This window comes from Clostridium amylolyticum (assembly GCF_900142075.1).
Lineage (GTDB): Bacteria > Bacillota > Clostridia > Clostridiales > Clostridiaceae > Clostridium_AA > Clostridium_AA amylolyticum.
Window position 1 is genome coordinate 490588 of record NZ_FQZO01000001.1, and the last position, 16846, is coordinate 507433.

A 16846-nucleotide genomic window follows, 5' to 3' on the forward strand; every position below is an offset into this window, starting at 1 on the left:
ATATATCAAGAGTTAGGGTAGAGATTTAGCTCTATGACCCTATACCAACCTGCTAGTGGCAAGGTGGTCCAGCTAAAACTTCGATAAGAGGCGGATAAAATGATGAGTTTATGTCTTCTTATCTTAGGATAGGAAGACTTTTTTTTAAAATAATTTTTACTTTTTACACAAATAAAGTGAAATAAAATTAACTAGGTTACGCATTAATTCTAAAAAATTATGCTTATTTTGGAGGTTAAAGCAATTGATATGAATGAAAAAAATAATGAAATAATTTTTTCTCCACCTAAAAATTCTACAAAATTAGTATCCTATATAAAAAAATATTCTAAACAGTTCATTATTACAGCTATCACCGGTATAGCATTTAATTCAGCCATGGTGTTAGGCCCAATATTTCAAGGAAAACTATTAGATGCTGCTATATCATCTAATGGTATGGAAGGAATACTGAAAGCTGGGATGCAATTCATTGGTATTACTTTGAGCTTTCAAGTTGCTAGGTTTTTTAAAAGATACTATGTTAGGGATATGGCCAATCGCATGAGTGGAGATATGCGTGTGGGTATAATGGAGTCAATATTAAGTACTGACTTAAACACCATTGAAAAACAAAAAGTTGGAGATATGATGTCCACCACTGTGGGTGATGTGGACATCGTGGTAGAAGCCATTAGAAAAACTATAACAGAAATTTTTGATACCGGGGTTCTTATGATTGCTTATTGGGTGGCTCTAATGAGTTATGATATAAAAATCACTTTATTAGCCACTATACCCATTCCTATAGTAATATCTTTAGCTCAATTAATGAGAAAAACTGTTCAAAATAAATCTAAAGAAGCAAGAAAAGCTAACTCTAAAACTACTACCCACATTAGAAAAATCATTTCACAGATTAATATTTTAAGGCTATATGGAAGAGAAGAAGCAGAGTTAAATAGATTAAAAGAAAAATTAGATATTCAAGCTAGTAAAACAGCGGTGGCTACAGTGTTGAAAAATGGATTAGCCCCTGTTTATTCTGCCTTGGCTTCTATTGGAATAATTATTGTAATAGCATTAGGTGGTAATAAAGTTATTGATAAAAGCTGGAGCATAGGACAGTTAACGGCTTATGTTGCAATGTTTATTGCCCTGTCAACTAGGACAACCACTGCAGCTAAATTATTTAATATTCAACAGGGAGCCAAGGCATCTTGGGAAAGGGTAAAAAATTTAATGGTAAAGGATAATGCAATAACCAAATTATCTGAAACCACTCTAAAACCAAAAAAAATGAGTATAAAGAAATTTTCATTTAAATACCCCACAGGAGATAAGTATGTAATCAATAATATATCATTTAATGTATCTTCAGGAATGATAATAGGAATTACTGGCCCTGTAGGATGCGGAAAAAGCGCATTAGGACTAGCTTTAACTGGACTATATGATTATGAAGGAAATATTTTATTAGAGGGTGAAGAGCTTAAAGATATTCCCGATAATAAGAAGTTAGCTACTGTAACTTATATGGGTCATGACCCCTTCCTTTTTTCAGATACTCTGGAAAATAATATTACATGGGGAAATGAGAACCCAGAAAAGTTGGAGAGGGTATTAAATATAGCAAGTTTGAAAACAGATATTAGCAAATTTGAAAAGGGAGTAAAAACTCAAGTGGCAGAAAAGGGCTCAAAAGTTTCTGGAGGTCAAAGGCAGAGGATATCCTTGGCAAGAGCTTTGTATAAAGATGCCAGTATTGTAATACTAGATGATCCTTTTTCAGCGGTGGACATATATACCGAAGGGAAAATTATTGAAGCATTAAGACAAAATGCTAAAGGTAAATTCATCTTTATTTTTTCTCACAGGTTGGAGTCTTTTAAATATACGGACAAAGTCATAGTATTAGATAAGGGCAAAATAGTTCAGATGGGAACTCATGAAGAGCTATCAAATAATGAAGGAATATATAATAAGATAATTGATTCTCAGAAATTCATGGGGGTGAATTAAATGAATAATATCATATTAAGCTCATTAAAGACAACGGCTAAAAAGAAACCTCTAAATATGTTTTTATTATTTGCTGCAATTATATTAGGTATTAGCATGCAATTAGTTCCTCCTCAATTATTAAAAAACATTATAGATAACAATATTTCTTTAGGAGTTTCTAATATTCTATGGAAGCTATCTAGCTACTATATGTTAGCTGTGATTATAAGTGGTATTGCAGACTTTGTACGTGAGTTTATGATGGCAATTATAGGTGAAAATATGCTTTCTAATATTCGATATAACATGGGGGAGAAATTAGCTAAGCTACCTATTTCATATTTTTCAAATAACCCTATTGGAGAAGTAATGAGCAGGTTTACTTCGGATGTAGATGCTGTTGGTACACTTTTCACCACAGGATTAATAGGAATGTTAGCGGATACTTTGAAGGCTTTGGGCATAATTGTGTCCATATATCTATTAAGTCCCACTTTAGCCTTATATTCATTAGTTTTAATTCCTATGATATATTTTATTGCAAAGTATTTTAAGGATGCAACCTTAAAGGCTCAAATGAAGACAAGAAAAGCGGTTGGTCATATAAATGCTTTTATTCAAGAACTGTTTAATGATATTAGAACAGTAAAAATATTTGGCATGGAAAGACATTTTATATCAAACTTCCAGAAGCCATTAAATGATAATATTGATGCAGTGCATAAAACAAGCACCTTTGATTCAATATTTCCTTGCTTGATGCAGGTGTTTAGATCTTTTATTATCACTATTACAGTAATTATTGCTGCCCCTAGTGGTTTGGGGACTTTAGGTATAACCAGTGGTTCCTTGGCAGCAATTATAGATCTTATATCCAGGATACTAGCTCCTGTGGAATCTATAGCTATGGAATTTCAAACTATACAAGAAGCAGTTTCTGGGGTTAAAAGGATAGAAGATTTTTTAAATGAAGCAAATGAAAATAGATATACAGATGCTTATGATGAGTTATCTATGGATTTATCTTTGAAGGATAAATATACTCATTTAAGTATTTCTTTAAAAGAAGTTTCTTTTTGTTATAATGAGGGTAAAAATGTTGTAGAAAACATAAGCCTAGACATTAAAGCAGGAACTAAGGTAGCTTTAGTAGGAAGAACTGGGGCTGGTAAAAGTACAATTTTAAATCTTGTGGCAGGATTATACACACCTAATAAAGGAAGCATTAAAATAGGAGGCTTCAATCCCTTTACCATGTCACCTAATTTAAGAAGGCATATTATAGGAATAGTGCCTCAGTCATTTCCAATTTATAATGGAAGTGTTAAGGATGCAATTACCTTGTTTGACGAAAGCATAACCCTTGAAGAAGTAATAACTGCAGCTAAAAATGTTGGTTTGCATAAGGATATTATTAAATTACCTCAAGGATATGATACCTTAATTGGAGAGGGAGAAAGCAAGCTATCTTATGGACAATATCAATTGTTATCTTTAGCCTGTGCATTGGTATGTAATCCTCCTATTCTGCTATTGGATGAGGTAACCTCAGGGCTAGATGCTATAACAGAGCAAAAGATATTTAAGGTCTTAAGAGAAGTATCTAAGGATAGAACTATTCTTACTATTAGTCACAGGGTTTCTGGAATTATTGATGCAGATGAAGTGGTGATATTAGAAAATGGAGTTATAGTGGAAAGAGGAACCCCTGAGGAGCTAGTAGGGAAAGAAGGATGGTACGCAAAATATAATGAAATTGAAAAGCTAGGGTGGAGGATATAACCCTTAGATTTAAGGTGTATTTATGGAAAATTTAAGGTTAAGGGATGATTTTTATGCTAAAATTGACCATAAGGGAGAAATAGTGACAGTAGGAGGGATTGATAATATGAAACTTATATTAGAAGACATTGAAAAAAATTATGGGGAAAAGCAAGTGTTGAAAAAAGCTTCCTTTACCTTTGAAAAAGGAAAAATATATGGACTTTTAGGGCGAAATGGTGCAGGTAAGACCACATTATTTAATTGTATCAGCGGTGAAGATATTTATGATTCAGGTAAGGTAAAGATTGAAGAAAATGAAAATATTAATAAAGAGTTAGATTTCTCCAAGGTAGGATATGTTTTTTCTGAGCCAGTGTTGCCAGAATTTCTTACGGGATATGAATTCTTAAAATTTTATATTGATATTAATAAGGATAAGATTCAAGATTTATTATCTATTGATGAGTATTTTGATATTATAAAAATCCATGAAGAGGATAGATATCGTCTTATAAAGGGATATTCCCAAGGCATGAAAAATAAAATACAAATGATTTGCTTTTTAATAACAAGACCGCCAGTAATTTTGTTGGACGAGCCTTTGACCTCTTTTGATGTGGTAGTGGCACTGGAGATTAAAAACCTCATTAAAAAGATGAAAAGTAATCATATAATAATATTCTCTACCCATATACTTCAGCTGGCAGTAGATTTATGCGATGAAATTGTAGTGCTCAATAATGGTATTCTAGAGGAATTGGATCATGAGCTATTAAAAAATCCGGAATTTGAAGAGAAGATAATGGAGGTTTTAAAGGAGGACTACCATGATTAGAACATTTTCTAATAGTTTTAAAGTCTCCTTTGCAGAAAATGCTAATACTTTTATTCATTTTCTCAAAAAGCTACCAATTGTAGGTAAAAAGATACCTGATACTTTATATAAAGAGACTAATGTTAAAGTAGCACTAGGGGTGGTAGGGAAAATTATAGGGCTGCTGATAGGATTTTTTAGAAAGGCTTTTTATTTAGGAGTAATAATTCTTCTCCCTTCTTATTTAATAACTAAAGATATACATAAGAGTGTGCCGATTTTTTTGCATATATTCTTCTTTTTAAGTCTAGTATTGGGTCCACTTATTGGAACGATAATTTTAGATAGTACTAATAAAAAGGCATTTAATATGATAAATCTAATGAGATGTGATCCACGGGAATTTTACATAGGTGAAATACTATACATTAATATAGAAAAATTCATACATTTTATTGTCCCAATGATAATAATAGGATTAATAATTGGATTTTCTCCATTTAAGGCCTTTGTGATTATGATAGAGTTTACTTTTTTAAGATTTATAGGAGAATGGTTGAATCTTATAGTATATAGAAAAACAAAAATTATCATGGTAAAAAACAATTATATTATATCAACAGTTATTTTATTAGCTATCGCCTGTGCATATGGTTTACCTATAGCAGGTAAAACTATAGATTTTCAATCAGTAATCTTTAATATCATAACTATAATTTCTATATTATTTTTAGGAGCTTTGGCATTTTTATATTTATGGAATTTTAAAGGGTATACATTAATTTCAAAGAAAATTCTTACTAAAGATAATTTATATGATTTGGAAACAGTAAAGACTAATATTAAATTTGCTGATGTAAAAATAGATGAAAAGAAAATGAATAAAGAGGATTTAAAAAGAGGGTTATTCGAAAATAAGCAAGGTTATGAATATTTAAATGCATTATTTTTTCAGCGCCATAGAAGGATAATGACAGCCCCTGTAAGAATAAGAGTGTTTATGATTTTAGCCGCTTTTATTATCACCAGTGGTATAGTTCTATTTTTCCCTGAGCTAAGAGAATCTTTATTGGGAGTAATTAAAAAAAGTGGTCCAGTAATGGTGTTTATTATGTACACAATGTCTACAGGAGAAAGAATATGTAAGGCTATGTTTTATAATTGTGATATAAGCCTTTTAAGATATGGCTACTATCGCCAAGGTAAAGTGATATTGTCAAATTTTACTTCAAGGCTTAAGAGAACAGTCCTTCTAAATATCATCCCTGCTTTTGCGCTTTGTGTAGCTATGATGGGAATTATTATAATTTCAGGTTATGTTAGTGAGCTTATAACAATGATACCATTATTTCTTTCAATATTATCTTTAGCTTGTTTTTTTGCTATACACCATCTTTTTATGTATTATGTTATACAACCATATACAAAAGAGCTAACAGTAAAAAGCCCGCTGTTCAAAATAGTTAATAGCATAATTTATATTATTAGTTATATCTGCCTTCAAGTAAAAACCTCATCCCTTTATTTTACCTTAGGGGTTATGGCAGTTACTATAATATACATGATAGTGGCACTTGCCTTAACCTATAAATTAGCTCCAAAAACCTTTAGATTAAAGTAAATAAATGTAACTACCCCAGGGGTGATACCATTTTATGGTATCACCCCTGGGGTAGTTACATTTTATGGAATATTTTGACACTTTTTAAATGTATTGCAGTAAATTGCTGAAATAAGGTAATAAACAATGATTGACAAGCATATTAATAATAATTATTATAGATTTTAACTAGATAAATACATTTTTTAGGGAAAATGTATAGTGATTATCATTTTTGTAAGTTACTTAAGATTAGCTCATGGGTTTAACTAAAGAAGGAGGATACTGTATGTAAATATAATTTAAGGAGTGAGGATATTTGATTTGGCAAGGAGTAGGATTCTATAATACTTATGAAGAGGAAATAATATATAATTATCCATTAGAGATTTATACCTTTGACCATTTTGAAGTTAAATATAAGGGAAAACCTATTATTTATAAGTTTAATACTTGCCCGAAAATATTTACTTTGTTCAGATTTTTAATTACCCACAGGAATAGGCTTTTAAGTGTGGAGTCTATAGAAGAAAATTTATGGGACGATAGGGAATATCAAGATTCAAAAAACGCCATAAAAGGACAAATTTTTAGATTAAGAAAGATTCTTAAAGAGATAAGTTTTGAATTATGTCACAGTGAATTAGAAGAATTCATGGAACTGGTATTTAAGAATGGATGCTATATGCTTAAACTAAATGGAAATTATTTTTTAGATCTGGAAGAGTTTCAAAAGAATATAGATGTTCTTAAAAATGATATTAGTGTTGGTGAAGAAAATTTAACACTAAGGATGAATACCCTAGAACTTTATAAAAATCATTTTATTGACAATCTGCCTAGTGATCAATGGATATTACCTATAAGAAATTACTATAAGAGATTATACGTTGATTTAGTGGAAAGCACTGTAATGATATTAAAAAAATTCAATTATACAAAGGAGATTCTTGATATACTAGAAAAGGCTATGCTGATAGAACCTTTAGAAGAAAGCTTTCATGTGGAATTTATTGATGTTTTGGTAAAGCAGGGAAAATATAAAGAAGCTTTGGAGCATTATAAATATGTAGAAGAAAAATCTCATAAGGAACTAGATATTATGCCTTCTAGAGTTATGATGGAATTGCAAGAAATAATACACGAGGCATTAAGGGCAAAATCTAAGACTTTTAATAATATAAATGAAGATATTATAAGCTTTAGCGATATTAGTGCTACTTTAATGAGAGATAATAACATAAAACTGCAGGAAGTTAAAGGATCACCTTCCCATAAGTCAAGAGCTTGTCATAAGGAAGCTTTTAATAAGATGTTTAGGCTTGAAAAAGATCTTAGCATAACTAGCGGTATTAGAAGCGCTTTGATGAAAGTCACTTTGAGTCCTTATTTAGGAAGTGATTTTTTCACAGTGTATGACATTTTAGTGGATACGGTGGATTATACCATTAGAAAAGGCGATGTCTTTTCCATAGATAATGAGGAGAGAAAAGGTGAAATACTAATTCTCTTATATGATATACCTAAAGAAAATTGGGATATAGTAAAAAAACGATTATTGAAGAATTTTATTGATAAGAGCGAAAAAAAATATCTAGAATATTTAACCATAGATTTCACTATAATTTAAATAAAGAAAGGTGCTATTTAGTACCTTTCTTTATTTTTATGGAAAATTCTAAAAATTCATAAAATTTAACCAATATAAAACTAGTATAAAACTAAAATGAAACTATTAGGTGATATATTATATTACATAACATTAATAATTGCTTAGAAGGGGAGGTGAGAAATATTAGAAAGATATCTCTAATTAGATCTCTTTTAGTGCTGGTAACAATTCCTATTCTAATTACTTTAACAGGTATATCCTCTTTGGCTGCAGCACCTGCTGCTGCGGAGGTGGTAGAGGTGGATAAGAAGGCTAAGCTTGTAAGCCCTTGCGAAAGGATTTATGAGGTGGAATTATCCTTAAAAGGAAATCCTACACCTAAACCTCTAGATATCGTTCTTGTAATAGACCGCTCAGGAAGTATGGATAACGATGGAAGAATGACCAGTGCAAAGAATGCTGCTAAAGCATTTGCTCAACAGATAATACAGAGTAGTTCTAATAATCGTATTTCTATAGTGAGTTTTAGTAGTGATGCAACTATAGGTAGAACTCTTACAAACAACTTAAATAATATCAATAGCACTATTAATGGCTTAAATGCAAATGGGAGTACCAATATCTATGACGGACTTGTAAAAGCTAATCAAGTATTAGCGGGTGCAAGAGCAGATGCTGCAAAATCCATAGTATTATTATCTGATGGAATAGCCAATAGACCAACTCAAAATAATAATCCTAATTATCCAATTACCCAGGCAATTAATGAGGCTGCTACATCAAAAAACAGAGGATATTTGGTATTTACTGTAGGGCTATTTAATGGGTTAAACGCTGAAGATAAGCAAACCGCTGTAAACACATTAACTCAAATAGCAAGTCCAGGAAATTATTATGATTCAGCTACATCAGCTCAGCTTACAGAGATTTACCTGAAAATAGCCAACTCTGTTAACTATGCAGCTAAAGAAGCGGTGATAAAAGATATACTCTCTGATGAAATAAGAAACAATTTTACCTTAGATACCAACAGCTTTAAGATAGATGGGGTTCCAGTAGCCTTAGGAGGAGTTGAAAACCGTGTTTTATACGATTCTTCCACAGGAACCATCACTTGGAATTTGGGAACCTTAGGTAATGAATCTAAAAAATTAACCTATAACGTAAAGGCAAAGGATAGCTACGGAGGAAGTAATGGTGAGATGATATTCACCAATAAAAATGCAGAGGTTGGTTATAAAGATATTAATAATGCCTCTCAGAAAAAGATATTCCCAATGCCAAAGATAAAGGTTCCAGCTGCATTAAGGGCAGAAGCGGGATCAGATAGAACGGTAAATGAAGGGGACAGCGTAGTACTTGGAGGTAACCCCACAGCTATAGGTGGTTTTGGTACAAGTATGAATTGGACAACTTTACCGGATGGCACTGTAACATGGATAGATAATAACCTAAATACTACTGGTAGCTACACTTATAAATGGTTCTCTAGAAAGGCAGGGACTGCTAATTGGAATGAATTTTCTTCAGTAAGTAATCCAACTGTAACTCCTGCTGAAGATACAGAATATAAGGTAGAAGTAAGAGATTTCTTTGGTAGATGTGTGGCCACGGATCAAGTAACCTTGAAGGTTCAAAAGTTTGGAGAGTTCAAGGTTAAGATAATAGTTTTAGATGAGAATGGTAATGACATATCTAACAGCATAGAGGATGAATTTTATCTAAAAGCCACAGCAGTTAATGGGCAAAGATGGAATATCATTCAAAGCCCCAGAGAAATTAAGAATTACTCCAGATTACCTTTAGGAAATTATTCCGTATTACCAGATTATATATCTGAGTATTATCAGCTCATAAGCATAAAGAATAAGACTGGTATAGATATTACCTCTACAGGAAGCATTTTGTTATCAGAAAGCAATAGAAATGAAGAAGTTATTATAACCCTTAAGGTAAAAAAACCAGGTGGATTTACTGACAATGAAAAAGTAGACAATATTTTCCCAGTGATTAAATAATAGGAGAGAGTTATATGGAATCAAGTAAGAAGTTATACACAGCTAAAAAGGTAATAAATATTATAGGTAATATTCTAATAGCTCTTCTATTGTTTATTTCATTAGTACTTTTCTATTTTACCTTGGCCAATAGGGGTAAAAATCAACCACCTACCATCGGCGGATATAGCATGTATATAGTGTTAAGCGGCAGCATGAGCCCTACTTTTAATGCTGGCAGCTTAATAATAGATAAGAAGGCAGCTGTGGAAGATATAAAGGTCAATGATGTCATTACCTTTAAAGATAAAGATAGCAAAGATGCTACTACTCATAGAGTAGTGGGTATTAGAGAAGAGTCTTCTAAGGTGCTATATACTACTAAAGGCGATGCTAATGAAGTAAAGGACCCAAGAGAAGTGCCTTATGAACAGGTACTGGGAGTGATGAAAGTTTCAATTCCCATGGTGGGGAGAATAATGGCAAAGCTTAGAGGTAGGAATGGATTGATTATTATGGCAATTCTAATAGGGGGATTCTTAATTGTTTCAGAATCCTCAAAAATAATAAAACTATTAAAAAAGAAAAATTAGGAGGAATTATATATGAAAAAGAAATTAGTTGCTAGCATAGCAGCAGTAACATTATCCTTAGGTTTAGTACTAGGCGGAACATTAGCTTGGTTTACAGGAGAAGCTAAAACCGATGCAACTTTTAAAGCAGGTACAGTAAAAATAGGAATATTAAAAGGTGAAGAAGACGTAAATAATAAGACTTTAGAACTGATAAAGAACTGGAATCCTGGTGATTCTAATGATTTTGATTATTTAGTTCCTAACCTTGGAACTAAGAGAGCTTATGTTAGAGTAGAGCTTAGTGGCATGCAATGGTTAGATACACAACTTGCTAATAGCAATGTAACCATAACCCCAGATGCTAATTGGATTAAATCAACTCATGATGATGGAAATGGTGTTTCTCGTACCTTCTATTACTACAAGAACATTGTAAATCCAGAAACTGCTGCTAATCTAAAATTAAATGTTAGGCTTGACGGTGCTTCAACAGGTAATGAGTATCAAGGAAAAACTTTTACTGTGAAGGTTAAAGCCGATGCTATACAAGCTTCCAATGGTGCTATAAAGAGTGCTTGGAATATTCCAGACCCAGTTTTAAATCAATTAGAAGCATTTACACCTGCTCCTTAATATTATAGTTACTAGACTATGAGCATAAGGAAAGAATTTAGGAAAATAAAGTTATCTAATAAAAAAATATTGAAAAGGAGGGGGATGCTTTGAAAAAGAAAAATTTAATATTAAAGCTTTTGATGCTGGTAGTTACTGTACTGTTAGTAAATATGGGATTTAATACACTAGCTTACTTTACAGATAGTAAGGCAACTGAAGGTGCATTTAAAGCTGGTACAGTAGATATAAAAATCCACGAGAATTTCAACCCCCCCATAAAAGAAATTAAGATAGAAAATACTGGGACGAAAAGATCCTATGTAAGGGTTAAAGTAGTACCTGTATGGCAAGAAGAAGTGAATGGTAAATGGGTTGATACCTCACTAAATCCTGACAATGTAATAATCACTTTGGATAATATTTCAAATGGGAAATGGGTTCTTTCTAATGGGTTCTACTATTATAAAGGTATTTTAAATCCAGGGGAGCTTACGGAGCCTCAGCTTAAGCTAACTGTATCCTATAACCAAGATACAATCAGCCAATATAAGGGTAAAAGATTAAAGTTAAGGGTTTATGGAGAAGCGGTACAGGCATCCAATGATATGTATAAACAAATATGGAATTTAAATTCCCTTCCATGGAATTAAGGAGGAGAATTTATGAAGAAATGTTATAAGAATTTTATTAAAACCTTTGTACTTTCATTTATATTTATACTATCCCTTATAAAAGTCAATGCCTCTGCAGAAGTAATAGAACTTTCAGGAGACCCAGAAGGATTAATAATAACCCAGAAGAATCTCTTTGATATTAAGAATATGAATCCTGGTGATAAGGAAAATTCTAAAATAACCATTAAAAATACCGCTAATAATAAGATAAAGTTATACTTAACCATTAAAAAGACTAGTCCAGTGGATTTAGAAGGAGATTTGTTCGAAAAGCTTCAAATTACAGTCAATTATAAGAATGGACAATTATTCAGTGGTAATATAGGAGGGTTTACTCCAAGTAATCTTTATCTAGGAGAGTTTTCTAAAGGAGATAGCAAAGAAATAGATATAAATGCATATCTTCCAGGAGCAGAAACAGATAATAGATATCAGGGTAAAGATATTAAAATGCAATGGATATTTACTGCAACAGAGGTGGCAAGCCCCGGAGGTAACTTACCAAAAACCGGAGAAACAGCTACTGCAATGATTTATCTATTGGGTCTTATATCCATACTATATGGAGTAAGAAAGCTACTTGCAAGAAGAAATGAAGTAAATAGCTAGGAATTATTCCTAGCTATTTTTTCAAGAATATATGAATATTTTAAATAACTATAATTGAGGTGATAATTTGGCTAATTATAGAAGACTTCAAAGCAGTTTTTGGCAGGATAACTTTGTGTTAGGCTTAAATACTGAAGAAAAGTTGTTTTATATGTATCTACTTACTAACTCTCGCACAAATCAATGTGGGATATATAGTTTCTCATCTTTAGTGGCTTCTATAGAATTAGATTTAACACAGGGAAAAGTAATGGAGCTTCTACATAAATTTATCTATAGAGGTAAAATACTATATGATAAGACCACAGAAGAAATTATGATATTGAACTGGTACAAATATAATATAAACTCCAAGAAGAATATTAGAGCCATTAATTATGAGCTTAAGGAAGTAAAAAACTATAACTTCATAGCAAAATTATATGAACTATGTAATACCAAAGAAATAGATATATATAATATGTTTAAGGATATAATTATGGTAGAAAATAAAGAAAAAAATGAGCTGGAAGTATCTTCTCAAGAGATAAAACACACTATTAATGAAATGAAAAATGGTAATAATGAAGAAGTTTATTTTAAGAGTTCAGTACATAATATAGATAAAAAGATAGAAGCATACAAAAACAAACCTAATAATAACACTATGAATTTAGAAGCTTAAATAGTAGCTTTAGTATAGTATAAAAAAGAATGCCTTCATAATTAAAGGCATTCTTTTTTAACATCTATTAAAAACTTTATGGCTTTACAGATTCTATACCTTCTTGCATGGAAAGAGGTTTATCGATTTTAGAATCTGGTACAAAGGTTAGGATTATTCCACCTATGATAAATAGGATTATTATACTGAATACCCCATAATTTGTTTTTCCGGTGGTCATAGCCACTATACCCACAAGAAATGGTCCCATAATCGCTGCGAATTTACCGAAAATATTATAGAAGCCAAAGAACTCATTAGAGTTTTCCTTAGGTACTAACCTGCCAAAGTAAGAACGGCTCAAGGCTTGTATACCGCCTTGTGAGGTTCCCACCAACATGGCTAAAATCCAGAAATCTAAGGTGGTTTTCATAAAATAAGCATAAATACATATAAAGGTATATATTATTATTCCTACATAGAGCATTTTTTTTGTTCCTATTTTTTCAGCCAGCTTTCCATAAATTAATGCAAATGGAAAGGCAACAAATTGAGTGACTAAAAGGATGATAAGCAAATTAGTGCTGGAAACACCCAGGTCAGAACCGTAGGAAGTAGCCATTTTAATTATGGTATCTACACCATCTATATAAAAGAAATAAGCAAGAAGGAACATAAATAGTGCTTTATGATCCTTAATATTTTTAAAAGTTTTACCTAAACGTTTAAAGCTTTTTGATACAGGATTTGGCTCTACGTCAATTCCGTAAACCTGATTTACGTTTTTAATAATGGGAATAGTGAATACTCCCCACCATATGGCGGTAAGCACAAAAGAAGTTTTACTGGCACCAGCCATAGAAAGGGGTATTATCTTATTTTGAGAAAGAATTACAATAGCCATACATACTATAAAGGGTATGGTGCTGCCTATATATCCCCAGGCAAAACCAGCTGTAGACACTTTGTCCATTCTTTCTTCAGTGGTTACATCTACTAAAAAGGAGTCGTAAAATATATTAGCTCCGGAAAAACCTATGGCAGTAAAAATATAAAATACGAGAAGTAACATCCACATATAGGGTGGAATAAAGGATAAAAATAAGGTAAATACTACACCAATGCTAAAGAAGATAGTAAAGAATCTCTTCTTAAAGCCTTTGTAGTCAGCTATAGTACCTAAAATAGGAGCTAATATAGCTAAAATTAAAGTGTAAAAAGAATTGGCATAGCCCCAATAGGCTGTAGAATTAGCCGCGGACACTCCAGACTGTTCAGCCACAGATTTAAAGTACAGTGGAAGAATAGTAGAGGTAAGAGTAAGGGTATAAGCTGAATTAGCCCAATCGTAAAGCACCCAGCTTTTTTCTGCTTTACTAAATTTGCTCATAAAAATTCCCCCCTAGTTATGATTATTTTATAATGGCAGAGTAATAAAATTTACATTATAAATAATTATATCATTTATCAGTTAAGATTATATTAAGAAAATTATTAAAATATCCATTAAAATAAATATTCAAAAAATTAGCTATATAAGTTGATATAATTATTATATAGGGAATGATAATTATAAAATAAATATATTGTAGTAGAAGGAAGTGATTAAATTGAGGTATGTCATTGTGTCTAAGGTCAATGGTGAAGCAGGGGATTTCAATGATAATTTAAGGAAAGAAGTATTTAAGGCATTTAAGGCAAAGTCTTCGAAACTTCCAGCGCATTTTACTATCAAAGCTCCTTTTGAAAGAGATAATATAGAGGATATAGAGAAGGTTCTATATGATTTTTCTAAAAGGCATAGTGCTTCTAATTATGATATTAAAAATTATTCACATTTTGATAACCGAGTAATATATATGAAGGTTTTAATGAGCGAGGAAGGGTATAAGATCTATGATGAGCTAATAGAGGTTATATCATCCTGCAAGGACATAGAGTTTAAAAAAGGTGAAGGAAAAGATAAAATATTTCATGTCACTGTAACCTCTAAGAAAATACAAGATAAGTTTGATGAAATTTGGAATTATGTTAATGATTATCCCTGTGAATTTCATTGTAAATTTGATAATGTTACCATTTATAAATGGGAAAATGTGACATGGAAAGTACATAAAGAATACAAAATGATATGAATATAAAATAAAGAATAATTACTTGTGCTATGTTATGCACAAGTAATTATTCTTTATTTATAAAAAGTTAAATATAAATTCATACTAAGGTGGCATTAATTTGTTATTATTTATAACAATTGGGAATACTTATATTGGAGAAATACAGATTTAAACGTAAACATATTTGAAAATTCCGTTAATAGTTGTGGGAAATTACTTATATGTTATACTGTTAACCGAAATAACTTAAGATAAATTAGGAGGAACAAATGAAAAATATATTTTATAATATTACAGCTGTATTTCAAATTTTTGTGTTTGTGCTTACAGTATATTATCTTGTAATCTCATTAGTGGGATTATATAAAAAGAAGAAACCTAAATTACATGCACCAGAAAAGAGTTTTGCCCTAATAGCTGCAGCTCATAATGAAGAGTTAGTAATTAAAAATTTAATTGATAGTCTTAATAACCTGGATTATCCTAAAGAATTATATGATATTTTTGTTATTGCAGACAATTGCACTGACAATACTGCAAAAATTGCTACAAAATGTGGAGCAAAGGTTTTTGAAAGGGTTAACAAAGAAAACAGAGGCAAGGGATTTGCTTTAGAATGGATGTTTGCTAAGATATTTAAAATGAACAAAAAATATGATGCTATAGCTATATTTGATGCAGACAATGTAGTATCTACTAATTTTTTAAATGAAATGAATTCTAAAATGTGTGAAGGGTATAAGGTTGTACAAGGATATATCGATAGCAAAAATCCAGATGATTCATGGATAACAGAAGCCTATTCCATAGCTTTTTGGTCAGCTAATAGAATGTTCCAAATGGGAAGAGTTAATTTAGGTTTATCAAATCAATTAGGAGGAACTGGTTTTGTTATGGCTACAGAAATCCTAAAAGAGTTAGGCTGGGGGGCAACTTGTTTAACTGAAGACTTGGAGTTTACCTGTAAATTAGTTTTAAATGGACATAAAGTTGGATGGGCTCATGAAGCTGTAGTATATGATGAAAAGCCATTAACACTAAAACAATCTTGGCATCAAAGAAAAAGATGGATGCAAGGTTTTGCTGATGTAGCTTCACGATTTTTTATGCCTCTAATAAAAAAGGCTTTATCTAAAGGTGATTTTATAGCTTTTGATTGTGCTTTATATGTTATACAGCCTTTCGTAACTTTAATGCTAGCAATATCATTAGTGTTAACCCTAATGAAAGGGACTTTATTTGATGCAGAAAGCATATTTACAGTAAATGCTTTATTCAGCAATACGGGTTGGAAGGTGTTTAGCATAATGCAGTTTTTGCTCACCCCTTTAGTAATGCTTTTAGAGGATAAGATAAATAAAAGGTTTTTTGCCTTCTTAGGAGCATATTCACTTCACATAATATTAATAGGTTATGTTATACAAAAAACACAAAATATTTTTATTATACTATTAGCCAATGGAATTTATTTAATTGTTTCCATAATATTGAGTTATTTGATTTTTGGTAAAAAACAAAGTCTTTTGTTTATTAGATATCTATTATATGGTTTTTACACACTAACATGGATTCCTATAACCATTCAAGGGATTATAAACAAAAACAACAAAGAGTGGAATCATACTAAGCATGTTAGACAAATAGGAATCTACGATGTTTAACCTAGCATAACTGCTAGGTTATTTATTTTTATATAATTATATGTTATAATTTTAAAGTAAAGCTGCAATAAGAACACATGTTTGACAGCCTTTGGTTTAAGTATTATACTAATTAATGTACATTGCCGTTAGAAAAGGTAATAATCTTTCTAACGGATTTTTTAAGTTAATTAGCTTATTAT

Annotated in this window: 14 protein-coding genes; 13 read left to right on the forward strand and 1 reads right to left on the reverse strand. The window is 31.2% G+C overall.

Translation table 11 applies throughout. From position 1 onward, the window contains the following. The first annotated feature begins 249 nt into the window (after window positions 1-249). From BUA82_RS02335 to BUA82_RS02385, 11 genes are all read left to right on the forward strand, one after another. Window positions 250-2001 (forward strand): ABC transporter ATP-binding protein, encoded by a 1752-nt coding sequence (locus BUA82_RS02335; protein WP_073004263.1) that lies wholly within the window; start codon window positions 250-252, stop codon window positions 1999-2001. Further along, complete coding sequence (locus BUA82_RS02340) at window positions 2002-3765, forward strand: ABC transporter ATP-binding protein (protein WP_073004265.1); 1764 nt, start codon at window positions 2002-2004, stop codon at window positions 3763-3765. 106 nt (window positions 3766-3871) lie between these two features. Next, window positions 3872-4582 carry an ABC transporter ATP-binding protein gene (locus BUA82_RS02345; RefSeq protein WP_073005121.1) on the forward strand — a complete coding sequence of 237 codons (711 nt, stop codon included), beginning with the start codon at window positions 3872-3874 and terminating at the stop codon, window positions 4580-4582. Beyond that, the gene (locus tag BUA82_RS02350; RefSeq protein WP_073004268.1) at window positions 4575-6182 is read left to right on the forward strand and encodes a hypothetical protein; all 1608 of its coding nucleotides are present in this window, start codon (window positions 4575-4577) and stop codon (window positions 6180-6182) included. Before BUA82_RS02345 ends, BUA82_RS02350 begins: the two co-directional genes overlap by 8 nt. Window positions 6183-6480: 298 nt before the next feature. Continuing rightward, window positions 6481-7791, forward strand: a complete 1311-nt coding sequence (locus BUA82_RS02355; protein ID WP_073004269.1) for an AfsR/SARP family transcriptional regulator — start codon at window positions 6481-6483, stop codon at window positions 7789-7791. 155 nt (window positions 7792-7946) lie between these two features. After that, entirely contained in the window at window positions 7947-9791 is a 1845-nt protein-coding gene (locus tag BUA82_RS02360; protein ID WP_073004272.1) for a vWA domain-containing protein, read from the forward strand. Between the two features lie 14 nt (window positions 9792-9805). After that, window positions 9806-10363: a signal peptidase I gene (locus tag BUA82_RS02365; RefSeq protein WP_073004274.1), complete on the forward strand. Its 558-nt coding sequence runs from the start codon at window positions 9806-9808 to the stop codon at window positions 10361-10363. Between the two features lie 12 nt (window positions 10364-10375). Beyond that, window positions 10376-10978 carry a TasA family protein gene (locus BUA82_RS02370; RefSeq protein ID WP_073004276.1) on the forward strand — a complete coding sequence of 201 codons (603 nt, stop codon included), beginning with the start codon at window positions 10376-10378 and terminating at the stop codon, window positions 10976-10978. Between the two features lie 89 nt (window positions 10979-11067). Beyond that, complete coding sequence (locus tag BUA82_RS02375; RefSeq protein ID WP_073004279.1) at window positions 11068-11610, forward strand: TasA family protein; 543 nt, start codon at window positions 11068-11070, stop codon at window positions 11608-11610. Window positions 11611-11622: 12 nt separating this feature from the next. Then, window positions 11623-12243, forward strand: coding sequence for an LPXTG cell wall anchor domain-containing protein (locus BUA82_RS02380; protein WP_073004281.1), 621 nt, complete (start codon window positions 11623-11625; stop codon window positions 12241-12243). Window positions 12244-12310: 67 nt separating this feature from the next. Then, window positions 12311-12907, forward strand: a complete 597-nt coding sequence (locus BUA82_RS02385) for a hypothetical protein (RefSeq protein ID WP_073004284.1) — start codon at window positions 12311-12313, stop codon at window positions 12905-12907. A 76-nt stretch (window positions 12908-12983) separates the two neighbouring features. Here BUA82_RS02385 and BUA82_RS02390 read toward each other — a convergent pair whose 3' ends face one another. Further along, window positions 12984-14276 (reverse strand): MFS transporter, encoded by a 1293-nt coding sequence (locus BUA82_RS02390; RefSeq protein WP_073004286.1) that lies wholly within the window; start codon window positions 14274-14276, stop codon window positions 12984-12986. A 220-nt stretch (window positions 14277-14496) separates the two neighbouring features. Between BUA82_RS02390 and BUA82_RS02395 the strand changes: the two genes are divergently transcribed. Both BUA82_RS02395 and BUA82_RS02400 read left to right on the forward strand, forming a co-directional pair. Then, entirely contained in the window at window positions 14497-15021 is a 525-nt protein-coding gene (locus BUA82_RS02395; protein WP_073004289.1) for a 2'-5' RNA ligase family protein, read from the forward strand. A 251-nt stretch (window positions 15022-15272) separates the two neighbouring features. Then, complete coding sequence (locus tag BUA82_RS02400; RefSeq protein ID WP_073004291.1) at window positions 15273-16664, forward strand: glycosyltransferase family 2 protein; 1392 nt, start codon at window positions 15273-15275, stop codon at window positions 16662-16664. The last annotated feature ends 182 nt before the right edge of the window (window positions 16665-16846 follow it).

Excerpts from the sequence above, each read along its gene's own strand:
- BUA82_RS02365 (WP_073004274.1), top strand. The coding sequence starts at position 9,806 with ATGGAATCAAGTAAGAAGTTATACACAGCTAAAAAGGTAATAAATATT.
- BUA82_RS02370 (WP_073004276.1), top strand. The coding sequence starts at position 10,376 with ATGAAAAAGAAATTAGTTGCTAGCATAGCAGCAGTAACATTATCCTTA.
- BUA82_RS02350 (WP_073004268.1), top strand. The coding sequence starts at position 4,575 with ATGATTAGAACATTTTCTAATAGTTTTAAAGTCTCCTTTGCAGAAAAT.
- BUA82_RS02380 (WP_073004281.1), top strand. The coding sequence starts at position 11,623 with ATGAAGAAATGTTATAAGAATTTTATTAAAACCTTTGTACTTTCATTT.
- BUA82_RS02335 (WP_073004263.1), top strand. The coding sequence starts at position 250 with ATGAATGAAAAAAATAATGAAATAATTTTTTCTCCACCTAAAAATTCT.
- BUA82_RS02390 (WP_073004286.1), bottom strand. The coding sequence starts at position 14,276 with ATGAGCAAATTTAGTAAAGCAGAAAAAAGCTGGGTGCTTTACGATTGG.
- BUA82_RS02340 (WP_073004265.1), top strand. The coding sequence starts at position 2,002 with ATGAATAATATCATATTAAGCTCATTAAAGACAACGGCTAAAAAGAAA.
- BUA82_RS02345 (WP_073005121.1), top strand. The coding sequence starts at position 3,872 with ATGAAACTTATATTAGAAGACATTGAAAAAAATTATGGGGAAAAGCAA.
- BUA82_RS02400 (WP_073004291.1), top strand. The coding sequence starts at position 15,273 with ATGAAAAATATATTTTATAATATTACAGCTGTATTTCAAATTTTTGTG.